The 18,539-nt window shown below is 68.2% G+C and carries 22 protein-coding genes; 17 read left to right on the top strand and 5 right to left on the bottom strand.

The genetic code is table 11. The features are described from left to right. Positions 1-273 precede the first annotated feature (273 nt). Positions 274-501, top strand: a complete 228-nt coding sequence (locus ACQUSX_RS12765; protein WP_428907289.1) for a hypothetical protein — start codon at positions 274-276, stop codon at positions 499-501. A 39-nt stretch (positions 502-540) separates the two neighbouring features. On the opposite strand, the gene ACQUSX_RS12760 is transcribed toward ACQUSX_RS12765, so the two are convergent. The 3 genes from ACQUSX_RS12760 to ACQUSX_RS12750 form a co-directional block, all read right to left on the bottom strand. Beyond that, entirely contained in the window at positions 541-2,220 is a 1,680-nt protein-coding gene (locus tag ACQUSX_RS12760) for an alpha-amylase family protein (protein ID WP_428907288.1), read from the bottom strand. Continuing rightward, complete coding sequence (locus ACQUSX_RS12755; protein ID WP_428907287.1) at positions 2,217-3,176, bottom strand: TIGR03885 family FMN-dependent LLM class oxidoreductase; 960 nt, start codon at positions 3,174-3,176, stop codon at positions 2,217-2,219. Before ACQUSX_RS12755 ends, ACQUSX_RS12760 begins: the two co-directional genes overlap by 4 nt. An 86-nt stretch (positions 3,177-3,262) precedes the next feature. Further along, on the bottom strand, positions 3,263-3,586 hold the full coding sequence (locus ACQUSX_RS12750) for a DUF7882 family protein (protein WP_428907286.1): 324 nt from the start codon (positions 3,584-3,586) through the stop codon (positions 3,263-3,265). Positions 3,587-3,655: 69 nt separating this feature from the next. On the opposite strand from ACQUSX_RS12750, the gene ACQUSX_RS12745 reads away from it, so the two are divergent. After that, positions 3,656-3,970 (top strand): DUF7882 family protein, encoded by a 315-nt coding sequence (locus ACQUSX_RS12745; RefSeq protein WP_428907285.1) that lies wholly within the window; start codon positions 3,656-3,658, stop codon positions 3,968-3,970. A 1-nt stretch (position 3,971) separates the two neighbouring features. Here the strand turns inward: ACQUSX_RS12745 and ACQUSX_RS12740 are convergent, their stop codons facing one another. Then, positions 3,972-4,649 (bottom strand): DUF6766 family protein, encoded by a 678-nt coding sequence (locus ACQUSX_RS12740; RefSeq protein ID WP_428907284.1) that lies wholly within the window; start codon positions 4,647-4,649, stop codon positions 3,972-3,974. A 281-nt stretch (positions 4,650-4,930) separates the two neighbouring features. On the opposite strand from ACQUSX_RS12740, the gene ACQUSX_RS12735 reads away from it, so the two are divergent. From ACQUSX_RS12735 to ACQUSX_RS12665, 15 genes are all read left to right on the top strand, one after another. After that, entirely contained in the window at positions 4,931-5,344 is a 414-nt protein-coding gene (locus tag ACQUSX_RS12735) for a CBS domain-containing protein (RefSeq protein WP_428907283.1), read from the top strand. Positions 5,345-5,383: 39 nt separating this feature from the next. Continuing rightward, positions 5,384-5,866, top strand: a complete 483-nt coding sequence (locus ACQUSX_RS12730) for an FHA domain-containing protein (RefSeq protein WP_428907282.1) — start codon at positions 5,384-5,386, stop codon at positions 5,864-5,866. A gap of 13 nt (positions 5,867-5,879) precedes the next feature. After that, entirely contained in the window at positions 5,880-6,017 is a 138-nt protein-coding gene (locus ACQUSX_RS12725) for a hypothetical protein (protein WP_428907281.1), read from the top strand. Positions 6,018-6,029: 12 nt separating this feature from the next. Further along, entirely contained in the window at positions 6,030-6,302 is a 273-nt protein-coding gene (locus ACQUSX_RS12720; RefSeq protein ID WP_428907280.1) for a DUF6412 domain-containing protein, read from the top strand. A gap of 93 nt (positions 6,303-6,395) precedes the next feature. Further along, positions 6,396-7,136 (top strand): YidC/Oxa1 family membrane protein insertase, encoded by a 741-nt coding sequence (locus tag ACQUSX_RS12715; protein WP_428907279.1) that lies wholly within the window; start codon positions 6,396-6,398, stop codon positions 7,134-7,136. A 52-nt stretch (positions 7,137-7,188) separates the two neighbouring features. After that, entirely contained in the window at positions 7,189-8,796 is a 1,608-nt protein-coding gene (locus ACQUSX_RS12710; RefSeq protein ID WP_428907278.1) for an HNH endonuclease signature motif containing protein, read from the top strand. A gap of 70 nt (positions 8,797-8,866) precedes the next feature. Continuing rightward, on the top strand, positions 8,867-10,153 hold the full coding sequence (locus ACQUSX_RS12705) for a M18 family aminopeptidase (RefSeq protein ID WP_428907277.1): 1,287 nt from the start codon (positions 8,867-8,869) through the stop codon (positions 10,151-10,153). Between the two features lie 196 nt (positions 10,154-10,349). Continuing rightward, positions 10,350-10,697, top strand: coding sequence for a metalloregulator ArsR/SmtB family transcription factor (locus ACQUSX_RS12700; protein WP_428907276.1), 348 nt, complete (start codon positions 10,350-10,352; stop codon positions 10,695-10,697). Positions 10,698-10,735: 38 nt separating this feature from the next. Next, the gene (locus ACQUSX_RS12695; RefSeq protein ID WP_428907275.1) at positions 10,736-12,214 is read left to right on the top strand and encodes a purine-cytosine permease family protein; all 1,479 of its coding nucleotides are present in this window, start codon (positions 10,736-10,738) and stop codon (positions 12,212-12,214) included. Beyond that, positions 12,214-12,804, top strand: coding sequence for a cysteine hydrolase family protein (locus ACQUSX_RS12690; RefSeq protein ID WP_428907643.1), 591 nt, complete (start codon positions 12,214-12,216; stop codon positions 12,802-12,804). The genes ACQUSX_RS12695 and ACQUSX_RS12690 overlap by 1 nt, the downstream gene beginning before the upstream one ends. A gap of 53 nt (positions 12,805-12,857) precedes the next feature. Further along, on the top strand, positions 12,858-13,907 hold the full coding sequence (locus ACQUSX_RS12685; RefSeq protein ID WP_428907274.1) for an alpha/beta hydrolase: 1,050 nt from the start codon (positions 12,858-12,860) through the stop codon (positions 13,905-13,907). 64 nt (positions 13,908-13,971) lie between these two features. Further along, positions 13,972-14,820, top strand: coding sequence for a tryptophan 2,3-dioxygenase (locus ACQUSX_RS12680; protein ID WP_428907273.1), 849 nt, complete (start codon positions 13,972-13,974; stop codon positions 14,818-14,820). Further along, entirely contained in the window at positions 14,817-15,851 is a 1,035-nt protein-coding gene (locus ACQUSX_RS12675; RefSeq protein WP_428907272.1) for an amidohydrolase family protein, read from the top strand. Before ACQUSX_RS12680 ends, ACQUSX_RS12675 begins: the two co-directional genes overlap by 4 nt. A 1-nt stretch (position 15,852) precedes the next feature. Continuing rightward, the gene (locus ACQUSX_RS12670; protein WP_428907271.1) at positions 15,853-17,073 is read left to right on the top strand and encodes a kynureninase; all 1,221 of its coding nucleotides are present in this window, start codon (positions 15,853-15,855) and stop codon (positions 17,071-17,073) included. 107 nt (positions 17,074-17,180) lie between these two features. Further along, positions 17,181-17,972, top strand: coding sequence for a PaaX family transcriptional regulator (locus ACQUSX_RS12665; protein ID WP_428929982.1), 792 nt, complete (start codon positions 17,181-17,183; stop codon positions 17,970-17,972). A gap of 22 nt (positions 17,973-17,994) precedes the next feature. On the opposite strand, the gene ACQUSX_RS12660 is transcribed toward ACQUSX_RS12665, so the two are convergent. Further along, complete coding sequence (locus ACQUSX_RS12660; RefSeq protein ID WP_428907269.1) at positions 17,995-18,477, bottom strand: FBP domain-containing protein; 483 nt, start codon at positions 18,475-18,477, stop codon at positions 17,995-17,997. Positions 18,478-18,539: the final 62 nt, after the last annotated feature.

The following is an 18,539-nucleotide window of genomic DNA, read 5'->3' as shown; positions in this document are numbered from 1 at the left end:
CGTCGTACCTCTTCCTCCGGGGTGTCGAGTTGTGCCGGTCACTGTGGATGGCCGTGTTCACACTCTTGCCCGGGTTCACTCAGGCATCCAGGGGGTTGACAGTTCGACGCCGCAAGCGCATGCGCGCGCGTCGCGATCTGATCATGCTCGTCAGCGATCTGAGCATGCTCGTCAGCGATTCGCCGCGCCTCCTAGGTCCGATCCGGCGGCCTGTCAACGGGCCTGCGTTCCCGCAGCCCGCGCGCAATGCTGATCGTCACGAGAGGAGCACGCATGAGCGATCCGATGATGAACGACCCTGCTGCAGCGGATGACGTCCCCGAGGAGGACACTGCGGCGACGCGCCTGCCGGGCCTGCAACCCGAGTCTCAGGGTGACGAGCCGCTGGAGACCGCGATCGGCGACGAAGGTCAGGGCGACCTCGGCGAAGGCGATGTCCACCCGCACTCCGGCGACGGCCCGACGGACCTGCGCACGAGCGCTCCGCCGGCCGACGGATGAGGGGCTGGCCGAGGATCGCGTTGGCGGGGAGAACGGCGTTCACGCGGCGGACGAGTTGCGCCGCGCACCTCCGGTGGACCCTCCGGTCTGGCCATGGATGACACGCAGCCAGCGGTACCCGTAGCCGTCCAGCACCTGGTCGCGGTAGTCGGCATCGGCTGCACTCGTCGCCGATTCGATGAGCACCGTGTGGCTGCTTTCCTCACCCAGCGCCGGCAGTCGCACGGTCACCGGCTCGGATGACAGGTTGTGCAGCGCCACGAATTGCACCCGGTCCGCTGTTGTGGTGTGCACGAGCACGCGCGATTCGTTCACGTCCAGCACCCGCAGTGCGCCCCACGCGATCTCGGGAGTCGAACGGTAGCGTGCGGCAAGGCCCGAGATGAACGACCAGAGCGAATCCGGATCGCGACGCTGGTCGTGCACGTTGACGTACTCGGGGGCATACCCGCCTTTGGCGATCCGCCGACGCCTGCGGCGTGTCCCGGCCGCCGTGAAGCCCGCGCTCGGCCCTGAATCCCACTGCATCGCCCCGCGCATCGCCCCGCGGCCGAGGTCGCCCTCGAGCTCGCCCATGCCGATCTCCTCGCCGTAGTACAGCATCGGCGCGCCCGGGAGCGAGAAGAGCAGACTGTACGCCATGCGCAGTCTGCGCGGGTCGTCTCCGAGCATCGGCGCCAGGCGTCGCACGATTCCCCGGCCATACACGCGCTGATGCTCTTCCGGCGCGAAGGCATCGAAGACCTCGTTGCGCTCCTCCTCCGAGAGCAGTGCGAGCGACAGCTCGTCGTGATTGCGCAGGAACATCGACCAGCCGTGGCGGACGTCGACCTCGGGGCGGGCACGGAGCACCTCGGCGAGAGGCGTGGCGTCCTGACGCGCGAACGCGAGGAACGCGGCCTGCGCGGTGAGGAAGTCGAACTGCAGATCGAGCTCGGTGCCGCGGTCGCCGAAGTATGTCAGCTGCTCGTCGTGCGTGAGCCCCACCTCGCCGAGCAGCAGCGCCGACCCCTCTCTGCGTCCCACGAACCGGTGGACCTCCTGCAGGAACGAATGCGGATCATTGGAGTGCGCCTTGCCATCCCCTGTGACCAGGAAGGGCACGGCATCGACACGGAAGCCGTCGATGCCGAGCTTCAGCCAGAATCCGATGACGCGCGCGATCTCCGACCGCACCGCCGGGTTCGCCAGGTTCAGGTCGGGCTGGTGACGGTAGAAGCTGTGCAGGTAGTACTGGTCTGTGCGCTCGTCGTGCTCCCAGGTGCTCGATTCCTCCCCGGGGAACATCGTCGGCTGCTCATTGCGCGGCGGCTTGTCCCGCCAGACGTAATAGTCCCGGTGCGGCGAGTCGCGGGACCGTCGAGCCGAGACGAACCACGGATGGCGATCCGAGGTGTGGTTGATGACGAGGTCGATGACGACACGGATGCCGCGGTCGTGCGCCACACGGATGGTCTCGGTGACATGGCCGAAATCGCCCAGACGAGGGTCCACGGCATAGAAGTCGGAGATGTCGTAGCCGTCATCGCGATCCGGCGTCTTCTGGAAGGGCATCAGCCAGATGCACGTCACGCCGAGCGCCGCCAGGTCGTCGATGCGCGAAGCCAGGCCCGCGAAGTCGCCGACGCCGTCACCGTCGGAGTCCTGGAAGGTCTCGACATCGAGACAGTAGAAGACCGCGGTGCGCCACCACAGATCGCTCGTGTCAGCCGGGTTCACAGGAGCCTCCTCAGCTCGGGCAGCAGATGGTCCTCGCAGCGCTGCAGGAACGCGCGCTGATCGGTGCCGACGTGATGCAGGAACACACCGTCGAAACCGGCGGCCGCGGCGGCGATGCGCCCGGCGACCTCGGCTTCGTCTGATCCGATGATGACGGCGGCATCCAGCTTGGCGTCGGTGGGATCGGCATGCCGCTCGAAGTCCTCGGGCTGCTGCAGGTCCGGCATCAGCCGCGGCGGAACGGTGCCCTGCGCCCACTGGTCGCGCGCGGCCGCCAGTGCCTCCTCGCGCGTGGATGCCAGGCTGACATGCACCTGCAGCAGAGTCCGACCCGTTCCGCCTGCTCTGCGATACGACTCACGAGTGCGGCGCGTGGCGCTCGGGTCCCCTCCGACGGTGATCATCCCATCGGCCCATCGCGCGATACGCGCAGCCGTGCGCGGGCTGATCGCGGCCCCGAGAATGGGCGGCGGGATCTCGGGCCTCGTCCACAGCCGCGCTTCGTGCACGCGAACCAGGCCATCGGCATTGACCTTCTCACCGGACAGAAGCCGGCGCATGACATCGGCGGAACGCACCAGCCGCTCATCTCGCTCCGGTTTGGATGGCCACGCATCACCGGTGACATGTTCGTTCAGCGCTTCGCCGCTGCCGAGCGCGGCCCAGGTGCGGCCGGGGAACATCTCCTCGACGGTCGCAAGCGCCTGAGCGGCGATCACCGGATGGTACCGCTGCCCCGGAGCGGTCACCAGACCGATCGGATACCGCGTGAGGGCCAATGCAGCGGCGATCCAGCTCCACGCGAACCCGGAGTGTCCCTGCGAGGTCAGCCACGGTGCGAAGTGGTCGGAGCACATCGCCTCATCGAACCCGACCTGCTCGGCGGTGCGCACGAACTCGAGCAGGTCGCTCGGCGGGTGCTGCTCGTGGGAGGCGTGGAATCCGATCCGGGTCACGCTTCGACGCTAAGGCGCCTCCACCCGGGCGACACGGGGGTTGACGATCGAGAGCCCACCGCGTACGCGGCGTGCCGCGGTCGCCGTCACTCTTCGACGGTCGTGACCGGGCCCTCCGGCGGCTCGGGCACGAGGTGCAGTCCGGCCGGGGTGTTGGCGGTGTAAGCGAGGGCTTCGATCCACGCGCGGTTCACCTCGGGCTGCCTGCTGCCGTAGTACTTGAAGACGAGCGAACTGCCCGGCTGCACCCATACGGTCGTTCGCCCCCCGCCGACGCTGGCGTCCTCACGCCAGCTGAGCGGAAACGGCTCCCCCCGTCGCAGCTTCGCCGTCATGACCAGCTGCAGATGGGTGAGCGCACGATCCTCGATCTCGGTCTTGACCGAGCCTTCATATACGAACTTTCCCATCGAGATGCCCTTTCGCAAGCAGAGAACTACCACTGGCGTCCCCGGCGTCAGTGCAGCAAGCTTATCGCTATGGGTTGGTTGTTCTATGGCGATACCTCTGAGCCGATTGAGATAGAGGATCGCGCGCTCGCGCATCTCAAGGTCGTCATCTCCACCAAGCTTCGACGCAACGAGAGCTTCACCCTTTCGTGGCGTCATCCTCCCGAGAATCCGACGGGACGCTCCACGATCTGGCTGCACCCCTCGATCCCGCTGCGTTTCGTCTTCGCCGACCCGGAGCGTCCCGAGTTGAGCTCGGAATGGATCACGACACTGGCGAACTCCGCGAGCAGCACCGGAGGGATCACCCTTCTCGCCGAAGACCTCGACGGCAACGGCGACTGACTCAGTCGGACTCCTCGGCCGATACGCCGTGCGGCAGACCGACCGGCTTGGACTCGGCCGATGCTCGCTGACGCAGGAACACCGAGAACGCGACCATCGTGCCCACCGCGAGGAACTCGCTCTGCCAGTTCTGAAGCGTGCGGTCCCAGAACTCCGGGGAGAGCACGTACTGTCCCCAATCGAGCGGGGCGACGCCGTGCTCGGCGTTCTCCTGGTTCATCACGACCAGCCCGCTGAGGGACTGCATGAGCCACGACACGAAGAAGATCGCCCCCATCACGATCACCAGCGAGTTCTCGTACACCGTCCGACGCCAGCCGCCCACCCTCGCCCAGCGCGGGCTGTCCGCGTGCGCATACGCGCCGACCTGCTGCTTCTCATCCGAGTCGATACCCTCATCGCCGGGCTTCTTCGACTCGGGTGACCCGCGCTGCACGAACCAGACCGTGGCCGCGATGAACAGCAGGAACTGCAGGAACTCGCTCTGCCAGTTCTCGGCGACGTCGACGACGAAATCGCTCGAGAACACGAATGAGAGATAGCCCTGCGGCGGCTGCGCGTGCTGGACGAGGTCCTCGTTGTTGCGGAGGTGACCCGCCACCGACTGGCCGAGCAGGGCGAGGATGAACAGCGCGAAGAAGAAGAGACTGAGGCCCTGATCCCGGAGCACGCGACGCATGTCAGCGACCGCTCACGAGTATGACGGCCATGATCGCGAAGCCACCGACGATCACTCCCATCCATCCCCAGAACATCACCTTCGCGCCGATCTCAGCTCGTTCGGACATGTTTCCCCCTCTTCCTCCGTCTTCGCAGGATGCTCTCGGGACCGGATCCGCATCTGAAGGGGCTTGACGGCGTCGCTTCGGACTGTCAACCCCCTTCGATGTCGTCGGGCGGCTGGATAGCTTCGTCGACAAGAACCACGAGGGGCAAGCACCAGGAGGAAGGGACGAACCGATGACACTCACCCGAGAGGTCATGACGCCGAACGCTCTGTGCATCGGTGAGAACGATGCGCTTTCGATCGCAGCGGAGAAGATGAGCGAACTGGACGTCGGCGCCTTGCCCATCTGCGGCGAGGACGGTCGACTGAAGGGGATGCTGACGGATCGCGACATCGTCGTGAAGGCAGTCGCCGTCGGACTCGACCCCGATACGACCAATGCCGGACGGCTCGCCAACGGAGCGCCGGTCACCGCCGATGCGGACGCCGAGATCGAGCGGGTGCTCGCGCTGATGAAGGAGCACCAGATCCGGAGGGTTCCGGTACTGGAAGAGCACCGTCTGGTAGGGATCATCAGCCAGGCCGACATCGCCAGGCACCTGGAGGCCGCGACCACCGGCCACACCGTGGAGCAGATCTCGCGCTGAGCACACCGCCCGACCGACCACCCCGACCGAGGAGGAGACATGGACGACCGAACCGATGCCAACGAGCCCACCCGCACGCATGCGGAGTGGGGTGCAGGCCGACCGCATCTGCGCATCACCGGGCCCGGCGAGGAGCGCGCCGTGTTCTACATCGAACAGGATGAGGTGACGATCGGCTCCGGCGCAGGCGCCACGCTGCTGCTGCCCGGAGCGGATCCGGTGCACGCGACGATCGTCCACGACGACCGCGACGAGTACGTGCTGACCTTGCACGGTGCGGGTGAGATGAACGCGTACCGCGAAGAGGACGGCGACGCGCGCTCCGAGATCCTGCGCACCGGGGCGCACTTCCGGATCGGCGACTGGCAGCTCGCCTTCGGTCGCGAGGAGTTCGCCGATCACGGACGCCCCTACGGTGGCCGCCAGGGCGGGGAGCTCTCGGATCAGGACTCGCAGCCCGAGCGCCCCGACTACAGCGGCGAGCGCGACCGGCCGCGTCGCGAAGAGGTTCGCGACGGCTGATGTGAGAACGACGATGCGCACGGCGCGCATCGTCGTTCTCGGCGGAACCGGGCAGATCGGCGCGAAGACGATCACCCGGTTGCGCCGGCTCGGCCTGCTCGATGCATGGCTCACGGCCGGGCCAGCCGCGGATGCTAACCTCGCACTCTGACGGGAGGCGCACATGACCGACGTGCTGAGCACGCTGCTGCAGCTGATGCTGACAGCGCTCGGCGCGGTCGCCATGCCGCCGGACGGGATGCTGGGCATCGCCGCGATCCTGGTGACCATCGCGGTCCTCACCATGCTGGTCGCCATGCTTGCGCCGCTTACCGGCCTGCGTTCCTCCGCTCATCCGCGCCGCGCGATCGACGTGTCCATACGTCTCGCGCAGAGCCACCCTGATGCCGATGGGCACCCGCGTCCGCGAGCACCGGGAGTCGCACTCGCCGCGTGATCCTCTCCGCGATGCGCATCCGAGATGTGGCATCCGAGAAAGAGATCCGCGGTATTCGCCGACCCCTTCTCCTCTCTCGCGATCGGACATCTCTTGGACATCTTCGCCTTTCCTCCACTGACCCTTCTTCTCGACGGCGCGTACAACGCGCTGCTCTCGCTCTCGCATCTGGTCGAGCCACTGGCCGGCGGGAACGCCGCTGCCCTCGCCGTCGTGCTCGTCACGGTTCTCGTGCGCACCCTGCTCATCCCCGTTGGCGTCTCTCAGGCGAAGGCCGAGCAGATGCGAGCGAGAATCGCACCCAAGCTGCGCGAGCTGCAGAAGCGCCACGGCAAGAACGCCGAACGCCTGCAGCGCGAGACGCTGGCGCTGTACAAGGCCGAGAACGCGTCGCCGCTCGCCGGATGCCTGCCGCTGATCGTGCAGGGCGCCGTCGTCGGCATCCTCTACACGCTCTTCCTGCGGCCCGAGATCGCCGGGCATGCGAATGAGCTGCTCACCCACGATCTGTTCGGTGCGCCGCTGGGCACTTCGCTGCTCCATGCGATCAGTGGTCGGCTCGATGCGGCGACGGCGCTGGTGTGGGCGGTCGTGCTCGTACTCATCCTGATCGTCGCCGAGATCACCCGGCGGCTGTTCCGGCCGCAGGTGCCCGCCGAGGGCCCGCTCGCCTCACCGGGGATGCTCGGCATGCTCAACGCACTGCACTATCTGACCGCGGTGTTCGCGGTGTTCGTGCCGCTGGCCGCCGCGCTCTACCTCGTCGTCACCGTGAGTTGGACGCTGGTGCAGCGAGCCCTGCTGCGTCGCCGGTACCCGCTGCCGATCAGTTGAGAAAGCGGCAGTACACCCTTGCGTTTTCGAATCTTTGTACTAAACTAGACGCATGGCCAACGACGCGCAGCACTCTCTCGAACGGCAGGCCGACCTGCTCGACGAGTGGGTCGAGGCGCGCCGCCGCGTGGCGATGTGGGAGGCGCGGGCTGCAGCCCTGCTCGGCGAACGACTGGAGTCCCTGGATGCGGATGTCGCCGTTTCGCCCTTCGAGCGCGAGGCGATCTGGCGCTCCATGGTCTCCGAGTACGCAGCGGCGGGACGAATCGCGAAAGGCTCCGCCGAGATCGCGTTCACAGATGCCCGCTCGCTGCGCGATGACTTCCCCGGAGTCCGTGAGGCCTTCGATACCGGCGTGGTCACAGCGGCGCACGTCAGGGAGATTCTTCGCGCGGCCTCTCCTATCACGGCAGGAATCGCGGATGGCGCGGTCGAGCCGTCCGTGCTCGGCCTCTACGAGGCGGCCGCTCTCGAATTCGCCGAGAGAGAAGCACCGGCACGCACGCGCACGCATCTGAAGGAACTCGCTGCAGCGCTCGCGCCCCAGGTCGTCGTCGAGCAGCACCGGGCCGCCGAACAGGAGCGTCGCATGTGGGCTCGGTCCTTCGACGACGGTGTCAGCATTCTGCATCTGCTGGCGCCGACCGCGAAGATCGAGTTCATCATGGATCGCGCGCGTGCGATCGCCCGCGATGCGGCCCCCGACCCCGACTTCCCACTCCCCTTCGATGTCGAGGCAGAGCACGCCGCCTGGTTGGCGCGGGAGCACGAGCGGAACACGGGCATCGCCGACACCTACGTGATCGACCCGTTCCTTCCCGGTGAGCCGCCGATCGTGCACACCTGGGTTCCCTGCCCCTCGGGAGCCGACAACCCCGAGGCGGCCGCCGCGTGCGACGCCGCGATGGACGCGGCGATGGAAGCGGGATCCACGCCGATCATCATCGCGCCGGATCCCCGCACCGCCGACCAGCTGCAGGCCGACGTCGTCTGCGATCTGCTGCTGGGTGCGAATCCCACCGAGATGATGGGCACGGGGCTTGAGGGCATCCGAGCGCACGTGCAGGTCACCGTCGCCGCGACGACGCTTGCCGGACTGGACGATGCTCCGGCGCAGCTCGATGGCCACTGCGCCATCGACCCCGACATCGCGCGTGCGCTCGCCGGCCAGAACATCGGCTGGACTCGCCTCTTCCTCGACGCGGAAGGATTCGTCACGTCGACGGACACCTACACACCGACCGCGGGCATGCGCCGGTTCCTCAAGGCGCGCGATCAGCACTGTCGCTTTCCGGGATGCCGTCAGCCCGTGCACCGCAGTGAACTCGACCACAACCTCGACTACGCCCTCGGCGGCAAGACGGATATCCACAACCTCGCGCACCTGTGCCTCAGCCACCATGTGCTCAAGCACCCCGACATCCCCGAGCGATACCGCTGGACCGCGCGACAGCGTCCGGATTGGACGATCGAGTGGACCAGCCCGAGCGGGCGCTCGTACATCGATGCTCCGCCGCGGCGCGTGATGTTCGTGCCCAGCTGCGCCGAACCCACACCGGCTTCCGGGACGGCGACCGGTCCCGATGATGACCCACCGCCGTGGGACGACTTCCAGCCTGCCGCACCCCAACCTGCCGCACCCCAGCTCAGCAGCGCGTGATCGTCTGAGTGCGTGTGAACGTGAGCGCAGGCTCGCGATCGGCGGGGCGCCCGCCATTAGGCTCGAAGGCATGCCCGACACGTCTCCCGCCCTCTCGCACGCATCCGACCTGGCTGACTTCGTCGCCGCCTCGCCGTCGAGCTACCACGCGGCCGAAGAGGTCGCGCGGCGGCTGGAGAGCGCCGGTTTCACGCGCCTCGATGAGGCGGGTGCATGGCCGGCTCAGACCGGGGGACGCTATGTCATCGTGCGTGACGGCGCCGCGATCGCCTGGGCGGTGCCGTCGGATGCCACGGCGACGACGCCCGTCCACGTGCTAGGCGCGCACACCGACTCCCCCGGCTTCAAACTGAAGCCCAAGCCGACCACCGGAGCGAAGGGCTGGCTGCAGGCCGCCGTCGAGGTGTACGGCGGTCCACTGCTGAACTCGTGGCTCGACCGCGAGCTGCGCCTGGCAGGCCGTCTCGCGCTTGCCGACGGGCGGGTCGTGCTCGCCGCCACCGGGCCGCTGCTGCGCCTGCCGCAGCTGGCGATCCACCTCGACCGCGGCGTGAACGACGGCCTCGCCCTCGACAAGCAGACCGGCACGCAGCCGGTGTGGGGGCTCGGCGAGCCCGAGTCGGAAGACATCCTCGCCGAGCTCGCGGCTTCGGCTGGTGTGGACGCCGCGGAGATCCGCGGTTTCGACGCGGTCGTGGCGGATGCCGCGCGCGGCGCCGTCTTCGGCAAGGACGACGCGTTCTTCGCGTCGGGGCGACTGGATGACCTGGCCTCGGTGCACGCCGGAGTGGTCGCTCTGATCGAGGCAGCAGGCCAGACCAACAGTGCGGTGATCCCGATGCTCGCCGCGTTCGATCATGAGGAGCTCGGCTCCGAGTCGCGGTCCGGCGCGGCCGGCCCCATCCTCGAGGACGTGCTCGAGCGCGTCTACGCCTCACTGGGAGCCGGCGCTGAGGATCTGCGGCGCGCGTACGCTGCATCCTGGTGCCTGTCGAGCGATGTCGGGCACTCCGTGCATCCGAACTTCCAGCAGCGCCACGACCCGGTCGTGCAGCCGATGCTCGGCTCCGGCCCGATCCTCAAGATCAACGCCAACCAGCGCTACGCGACGGATGCCCTCGGCGCGGCCGCCTGGGCGAGCTGGTGTGAATCCGCTGGCGTCTCCTCGCAGGAGTTCGTGTCGAACAACGCGGTGCCGTGCGGCTCGACGATCGGTCCGATCACGGCGACGCGTCTCGGCATCCGCACGGTCGACGTGGGCATCCCGATCCTGTCGATGCACTCGGCCCGCGAGCTGGCAGGAGTCAGTGACCTCTACGACCTCTCCCGCGTCGCGCGAGCGTTCTTCGCCGGCTGAACCGGCGTCACCGGCCGAGTGCCTGCGGGGCCGTCGATCACACGATCGACGGCCCCTGTCCTGTGGTCAGCAGCAGCAGCCGGTGTCGCAGCAGTCGTCCATGTCACACCTCCTTCATCGATGCTCATCGATATTCGAACGATGCGATCGTGACGCAGATATTGACGAGTGTCAATGTTTTGCGCAGAATCGATGCATGCCCGCTCTCGAGCTCATCCCGCTGCGCGACCTGCAGTCCTGCTGCGCGCCGCTGACACGCGCGCCGATCAGCCACGACAACGCCGTATCGCTCGCCGCGTCGTTGAAGGCACTCGCCGATCCCGCCCGTCTGCGCATCCTGTCGATGATCTCCGCTCACGCCGACGGCGAGGCCTGCGTCTGTGACCTCACCGAACCGCTCGGTCTGAGCCAGCCGACCGTCTCGCACCACCTGCGCATCCTGACAGAGGCAGGATTCCTCGAGCGCGAGAAGCGTGGAACATGGGCGTTCTTCCGCGTCTCCGACGGGGCGATCGAGGCGATCGCCGCGCTGCTCGGGCGCTGATTCTCGCCACGACGCGGTGACAGTGCCAGGATGAGGGCATGACCGCAACGCCTCCGGCATCCAGCACGCCGCCGCCCGCCGCATCACCCGCGCTCATCGAGCGCGTCGGCATCGAGATCATCCCCGAGTCCGACCGCACGGCCAAGCCCCGCGACCTGTTCTGGCCGTGGTTCGCGGCGAACGTGTCGGTGTTCGGCATGAGCTACGGTTCGTTCGTGCTGGGCTTCGGCATCTCGTTCTGGCAGGCGACGCTCGTGTCGATCATCGGCGTCGTCGTGTCGTTCTTCCTCTGCGGCCTGATCGCGATCGCCGGCAAGCGGGGCTCCGCACCCACCATGGTGCTCTCCCGCGCCGCGTTCGGCGTGCACGGGCAGAAGGTGCCCGGAGTCGTGTCCTGGCTGACCTCCATCGGGTGGGAGACGTTCCTGGCGATCATGGCCGTACTCGCCACGGCGACGGTCATCACGCAGCTCGGCGGCGACGGCGACAGCACCGCTCTGAAGATCGTCGCCACCGTCGTGGTGGCGGCGCTGATCGTGGCCGCATCAGTGCTCGGCTATCACACGATCATGAAGATGCAGTCGGTGCTGACGTGGATCACCGGGGTGGTCACGATCCTCTACATCATCCTCGCGGCCGGCCACATCGACATGGCCGCGGTGATGGCGATCCCCGACGGCAGCATCGGCGCCGTGATCGGCGCGCTCGTGATGGTGATGACGGGCTTCGGCCTCGGCTGGATCAACATCGCCGCCGATTGGTCGCGCTATCAGAAGCGCACGGCGTCCGACGGGGCGATCATCTTCTGGAACACCTTCGGCGGCGCGATCGCCCCCGTGATCCTCGTCATCTTCGGTGTGCTGCTGGCAGCATCCGACCCTGTCCTGATGGATGCTGTCGCCGCCGACCCGATCGGCGCCCTCGCCACCATTCTGCCGATCTGGGTGCTCGTGCCCTTCCTGCTCACCGCCGTGCTCGCGCTGGTCTCGGGCGCCGTGCTCGGCATCTACTCCTCCGGCCTCACGCTGATCAGCCTCGGCATCCGCATCCCCCGCCCCAGCGCGGCGGCGATCGACGGCATCATCCTCACGCTCGGCACGATCTGGGTCGTCTTCTTCGCCACCGACTTTCTCGGGCCGTTCCAGTCGTTCCTCATCACGCTCGGCGTGCCGCTCGCGTCGTGGGCGGGCATCCTCATCGCCGACATCCTCCGGCGCCGCAAGGACTACGACGAGGATGCGCTGTTCGACGCCCGCGGCCGCTACGGCGCCTGGGACTGGACGGCCATCATCACCATGGTCGTCGCCAGCGTGATCGGCTGGGGCCTGGTGGTCAACAACTTCGCGGCCGAGGCGGCCTGGAACAACTGGCAGGGATACCTGCTGTTCCTGATCGGCGGCAAGGATGGCGACTGGGCGTACGCGAACCTCGGCGTCTTCTTCGCACTCGTGCTCTCGTTCCTGGTCACCTGGTTCGCCCGCGCGGGCAAGATCCGCCGGCAGGAGCAAGACGCGTGATCCCCTCGCCGGTCGTTGAGCGAGCGCAGCGAGACGAAACGCGCGACGCCGGATGGCTGGTCGTCATCGACCCGCAGAACATCTTCGCGTCGCCCGATTCCGAGTGGGGCTCGCCGTTCTTCGACAGCGCGATGACGAACATCGCGGCACTCGCGGAGAGCTTCGGCGAGAACGTGCTGGTGACCCGGTGGATGCCAACTGCCGACCGCTCCACGTCGTGGGGCGAGTACTTCGCCGCGTGGCCGTTCGCCGACAGGCCGGCATCCGACCCGCTCTACGACCTGGTCCCCGCCGCACGCGGGCTCTCGCCGCATCCCACGCTCGATCTGCCCACCTTCGGCAAGTGGGGCGACGAGATCGAGGCGGTCGTCGGTCGCAGCGCGCGCGTCGTGCTCACCGGCGTCTCGACCGACTGCTGCGTGCTCTCGACGGCGCTGCCTGGCGCGGATGCCGGCGCGCACCTGACCGTCGCGACCGACGCCTGCGCGGGCTCGACCGCCGAGAACCACGCCGCCGCCCTGCACGTCATGGGCCTGTACCCGCCGCAGATCACTCTCGCGACCACCGCTGAGGTGCTCGCGGCACGCTGACCTGAGTGCCGGTGATCCACGGCTCTGCCACACTGATTCCCGGAGGGGCACACATGACTGCGCTCGAGCAAGCCGACGAATCGACCGAACCGATACCGCACCGCAAGTGGCGCAAGACGAGGGTCGCACTCCTGAGCGTGATCGCGATCATCGTGGTCATCGGCATCGTCGGCGCCGTCACTCCCTGGCCGTCCGCCATGGTGATCCGCGCGGTGTTCACCCGCGGCGGCGAGGAGACGGCCGCGGAGATGAACCGACACGTGCCCGACACGAAGCTCACCGAGACGCTCGACGTCGCGTACGGCGAAGACGGCAGCGACACGACGATGGATGTGTACACCCCGGCATCCGCCACCGGCCCGCTTCCCGCGGTCGTCTGGATCCACGGCGGGGCGTGGATCTCCGGCTCCAAGGAGAACGTCGATCCGTATCTGCGCATCCTGGCATCCGAGGGCTACACGACGATCGGCGTGAACTACACGCGCGGGCCGGAGGCCGCCTACCCGACCGCCGTGAACCAGCTCAACGCCGCGCTCGCCCACATCGACGTCCACGCCGACGAGCTGAACGTCGACGCCTCCCGGATCGTGCTCGCCGGAGACTCCGCCGGCGCGCAACTGGCGAGCCAGCTGGCCGCGATCACGACCAACCCGGACTACGCGAAGATCATGTCGGTGGACCCGGCGCTGGACGCGGATCAGCTCGTTGCGACCGTCCTGAACTGCGGCGTCTACGATCTCGCGGCCCTCGCCGCACTCACGGGCGTAGTCGGGTGGGGGCTGAAGACGTCGATGTGGGCATACTCCGGCTCGAAGAACTGGGCCGAGGACGCCACGGGAGCGACGATGTCGACCGTGAACTGGGTCACCGGGGACTTTCCCGCCACCTACATCTCCGGCGGGAACGGCGACGACCTCACCTGGCTGCAGTCGATACCGATGGCGCAGCGACTCGACGATCTCGGTGTCGACGTGACGACGCTGTTCTGGCCCGCGGCGCATGAACCGGCGCAGCCCCATGAGTATCAGTTCCACCTCGACCAGCCCGAAGCGCAGACGGCGCTCAAGGAGACGCTCGACTTCCTGGACGCCCGCACCGGCTGAGAGACCCGCCCAGCAGGAGATTTCACCATTGTGACGGTCGCCGCGAAAGTGATATGTTCGCGGGATGGCCGACAACGAGCGCTCCCTGGAAGAAGGCATCGTCACGGATCTGAAGGATCGGATGACGTACGGGTCGTACCTCGACCTCGACAGACTGCTCAGCGCGCAGCATCCGGTATCGAAGCCCGAGCACCACGACGAGATGCTGTTCATCATCCAGCACCAGACGACCGAGCTGTGGCTCAAGCTCGTGCAGCACGAGCTCGGCACCGCGCGCGATCGCCTCGCCGGCGACGACCTGCGCGCCGCCCTCAAGCACATCGCGCGCGTCAAGCACATCCAGGAGGTGCTGACCCAGCAGTGGTCGGTGCTGGCCACCCTCACCCCCACCGAATACGCCGAGTTCCGCGGCGACCTCGGCAGCTCGTCCGGCTTCCAGTCGGTGCAGTACCGCTGCGTCGAGTTCGCGCTCGGCAACAAGAACGAGCGGATGCTGGGGCTCTTCCGCGACCACCCCGACAACCTCGCCATGCTCACCGCCGAGTGGGAGCGGCCCACGCTGTACGACGAGTTCCTGCGCTATGTCGCGCGCCGGGGCCTGCCGGTGCCGCGCGACATCCTCGAACGCGATGTGCGCCAGCCATACCGCGAACACCCCGAGCTCGTCGACGCGATCCGTGAGATCTACGAGCACCCGCACGAGCACTGGGACCTGTACGAGGCATGCGAGGAGCTCGTCGACGTCGAGGACAACTTCCAGTTCTGGCGGTTCCGGCACCTGCGCACCGTCGCCCGAACCATCGGGCACAAGGTCGGCACCGGCGGATCGAGCGGCGTCGGCTTCCTGCAGCGCGCGCTGGATCTGACGTTCTTCCCCGAGCTGTACAGCGTGCGCACGGAGATCGGCCGGTGACTGAATCGCGCGCGGTGCGGTTCTTCGACCGCGGCGAGATTCGTGAGGGGACGCTGATGTCGGATGCCGGCGGCCTGAGCCTTCTCGCCGAGCAGGCACCCGACGGCTCACCGCAGCTCGACGGACTGGTCACCGGCCTGTTCACCGACCACCACGTGCACCTGCAGCTGGTCGATCACACCGCGCTGCCCGGTTCCCGGCTGGGCGCGGTCATCGATCTGGGGGCCGAAATCGGCTGGATCAGCGACCTGGCATCCGACACCGCCCGCCACAACTCCGGAGAACCTGCGGTCCTACGGCCCGGATCTGCCGGATCCGCGACAGAAGCACCCGAATCTCCGGAGTTGTGGCCACGCATCCGATACGCCGGCCCGTTCCTCACGGCCGTCGGTGGATACCCGTCCGACCGGGAATGGGCGCCGACAGGCTCTGTGCGGCAGATCACCGATGCCGACGATGCGGCGGCCGTCGTCGCTGCACTCGCAGCCGAAGGCGTCTCGTTCCTCAAGATCGTCGGCAACAGCGATGTGGGCCCGGTGCTCGATGACGAGCTGATGCGCACGCTCGCCCGTCTTGCCGCAGAGCACCGCATCCCGCTGGTCGCTCACGCTGAGGGTCCGGGGCAGGCGCAGCGCGTCGCGAGACTGGGCGCCACCAGGCTGGCACACGCGCCGTTCTCGGAGCGGTTGACCGACGACGAGATCGCCGAGCAGGCGGCATCCGTCTCGTGGATCTCGACCATGGCGATCCATGACGGCGAAGCGCGCGACATCGTCACCGACAACGTGCGCAGGTTCGCCGCCACCGGGGGCGAACTCGTTTACGGCACCGACATGGGCAACGGCGCCACCCCCGTCGACCTGCGTGACGCCGAGGTCGACGCGCTGCGCGTCGCCGGAGTGAACGGCACCGACCTGCTCATCGCGCTCGCACCCGCCGACCCACTGGCGCCGGGCGCTCCCCTGCTTCTTCTTCCCGACGACGATCCGAACCGGTCCCGTCGACTCACGACCGCCGATCTGGAGTACTGAAATGACCGACACCGACGTCCTGCTCGCCGAGGCCATCAAGCTCGACGCCGCCGACCCGCTCGCGCACCACCTCGCGGAGTTCGCCGACGCGCCCGGCGTCACCGCGTACCTGGATGGCAACTCGCTGGGCCGTCCACTGCGGGATCTGCCCGAGAAGGCAGCGGCGTTCATCCGCGACGACTGGGGCACCCGCCTGATCCGCTCGTGGGACGAGCAGTGGATGGAATTGCCCATGCAGCTCGGCGACCGCATCGGCGCGGTGACGCTGGGCGCTGCCGCCGGCCAGACCATCGTCGCCGATTCGACCAGCGTGATGCTCTACAAGCTGATCCGCGCGGGTGTCGCGGCCCGCCCCGGGCGCGATGAGATCGTCATCGAGTCGGGCAACTTCCCCACCGACCGGTTCATCGCCGCCGGCGTCGCTGACGAGACCGGCATGACGGTGCGGTGGGTGCAGCCCGATGAGATCGCCGGTGTGAGCGCTGAGGATGTGGCATCCGTCGTCTCCGAGCGCACCGCGCTCGTCGTGCTCAGTCACGTCGATTACCGCTCCGGCGCGCTGGCGGACATGCCGCGGATCACGAAGGTGGTGAAGGATGCCGGCGCGCTGATGCTCTGGGACCTGTGCCACTCCGTCGGCGTCGTGCCGATGCATCTCGACGACTGGGGCGTCGACATGGCCGTCGGCTGCACGTACAAGTACCTCAACGGCGGGCCGGGCTCGCCCGCGTTCGGCTATCTGCGCGCCGAGCATCACGGCAACGTGCTGCAGCCGATCCACGGTTGGTGGGGCGCTGCCGACATCTTCGCCATGGGCCCGGAGTACGCTCCGGTCGCGGGCATCCGGCAGCTGCTCAGCGGCACTCCGCCTGTGCTGTCGATGCTCGCGATGCAGGGCATGCTCGATCTGATCGAGCTCGAGGGCATCGGCACCGTGCGGGCGAAGTCGATCACGCTCACCGACTTCGCCGTGCGCGCGTACGACGTCCTGCTCGCGCCCCTCGGAGTGAAGCTGCTCTCGACGCGCAACGCCGCCGAGCGCGGCGGGCACATCACCATCGGGCACGACTCGTTCCAGCAGGTCACGAAGGACCTCTGGGTGGACGGGGTGATCCCGGACTTCCGGTTCCCCGACGGCATCCGACTCGGACTGTCACCGCTGAGCACCTCGCACGAGGAGGCGCTGCGCGGCATCATCGCCGTGCGCGACGCCCTCGCATGACCGCTCCCGCGTCGCCGACACCCCCACCTGCCATCGAGACCCCCGGGTATCGGCGCCCACAGCCCGGGGTCTCGGCGGGAACTGGGGGTGTCGGCAGGCAGGCGTAGATCCTCGACGACATCGACGCACGGCCCGGCAGCACCACCTCGCTGCCGCGCACCGTGATCGGCGTGCACCTTCGTCCGCTCGGAGGCGAGATCTCATCCGCGGCTCTGGTGCGGTTGGTCGGCGACCTCGACATTCCGGCGGCCCAGGCTCGCATGGCGACCACCCGCCTCAAGCAGAAGGGACTTCTGCTCGCGGCGCCCGGGCGCCAGTACGCGCTGAACCCCGCCGCGATCGGGATGCTGGAGCGCGGCGATCGCCGCATCTTCGCGGTGCGCTCGATGACGCCGGACGAGCAGTGGCTGCTGGTCTCGGCGACGATCCCGGAGACGCGGCGCGACCTGCGTCACCAGCTGCGCCGGCGGCTGCAGTTCCTGGGGGCAGGGTCCGTGGCGGCCGGACTGTGGATCCTTCCCGGACACCTGCAGGACGAGGCCGAAGAGCTCCTCGGCGAGATCGGCGCGCGCGGGTACGCCACCCTATTCCGCGCCGACGATCCTGTGCCGGCGCGTCCGCTGGCGGAGGCGGTCGCCGGCTGGTGGGACCTGGCGGCGCTTCGCGCCGAGCACGAGCGCTTCCTGGCATCCGTCGATGCGCTCGATCTGGCAAGGCCGTTCGCGGCGCACCTGCGCCTGATCGACAGCTGGCGGGTGCTGCCATACGTCGATCCGGGCCTGCCGGCGGCGCTGCTGCCCGCCGACTGGCCCGGAGCTCGCAGCGTCGATACCTTTCAGCGCCTGTCAGCCGCGCTCGCCGACGACGCGTTGGCGCACGTGCGCGCCACGGTCGCCTGACGCGGCGGCCGCCCCGACCTGCTCAGCCGAGTTCGCCCAGGAAGGCGGCGACGTGCTCGCGCAGCCGCAGCATCCGCACCTGGCGCGCCAGTTCGCGATCGAACCCCTCGTAGGCGAGCGGCGGCAGCCGGCGCACGTTCGCCGAGCAGCCGAAGTTCTCGCAGATGAGCGTGCCGATCGTGTCGCCGTTGCGACCGGCCGCGCCGGCCTTGCGCGCCGAGAAGAACTGCACATCGTTTCGCAGCGTGACATCGTCGCACCACGAGCACTGGGCCCTGGCGCGGGTGCGCTGCTCGGTGCGCTGCAGCAGCACGCCGACGAGCTCGTCATCGACCTCAGCGATGACGTACGCCCGCTTGGGCATCTTGGGGTCGAACCAGCCGAGGTAGTCGAGCTGCTCGAAGTCGAGCTCGGCGAAATCGGCCGGCAGGGTCAGCGAGGAGGCCTCCTTGCGGGAGGCGTTGCGGAAGGACGCGCGGATGGCGCGCTCGTCGATGGGACGCATGATCGTGCTTTCTGTTCGAGACCGTCTGATCGATCTCAGCCTCTGCCGTCGGCGCGCGACGC

This window comes from Microbacterium alcoholitolerans, assembly GCF_050408615.1.
Taxonomy (GTDB): Bacteria; Actinomycetota; Actinomycetes; order Actinomycetales; family Microbacteriaceae; genus Microbacterium.
This window is presented reverse-complemented; position numbering and strand designations above follow the sequence as displayed.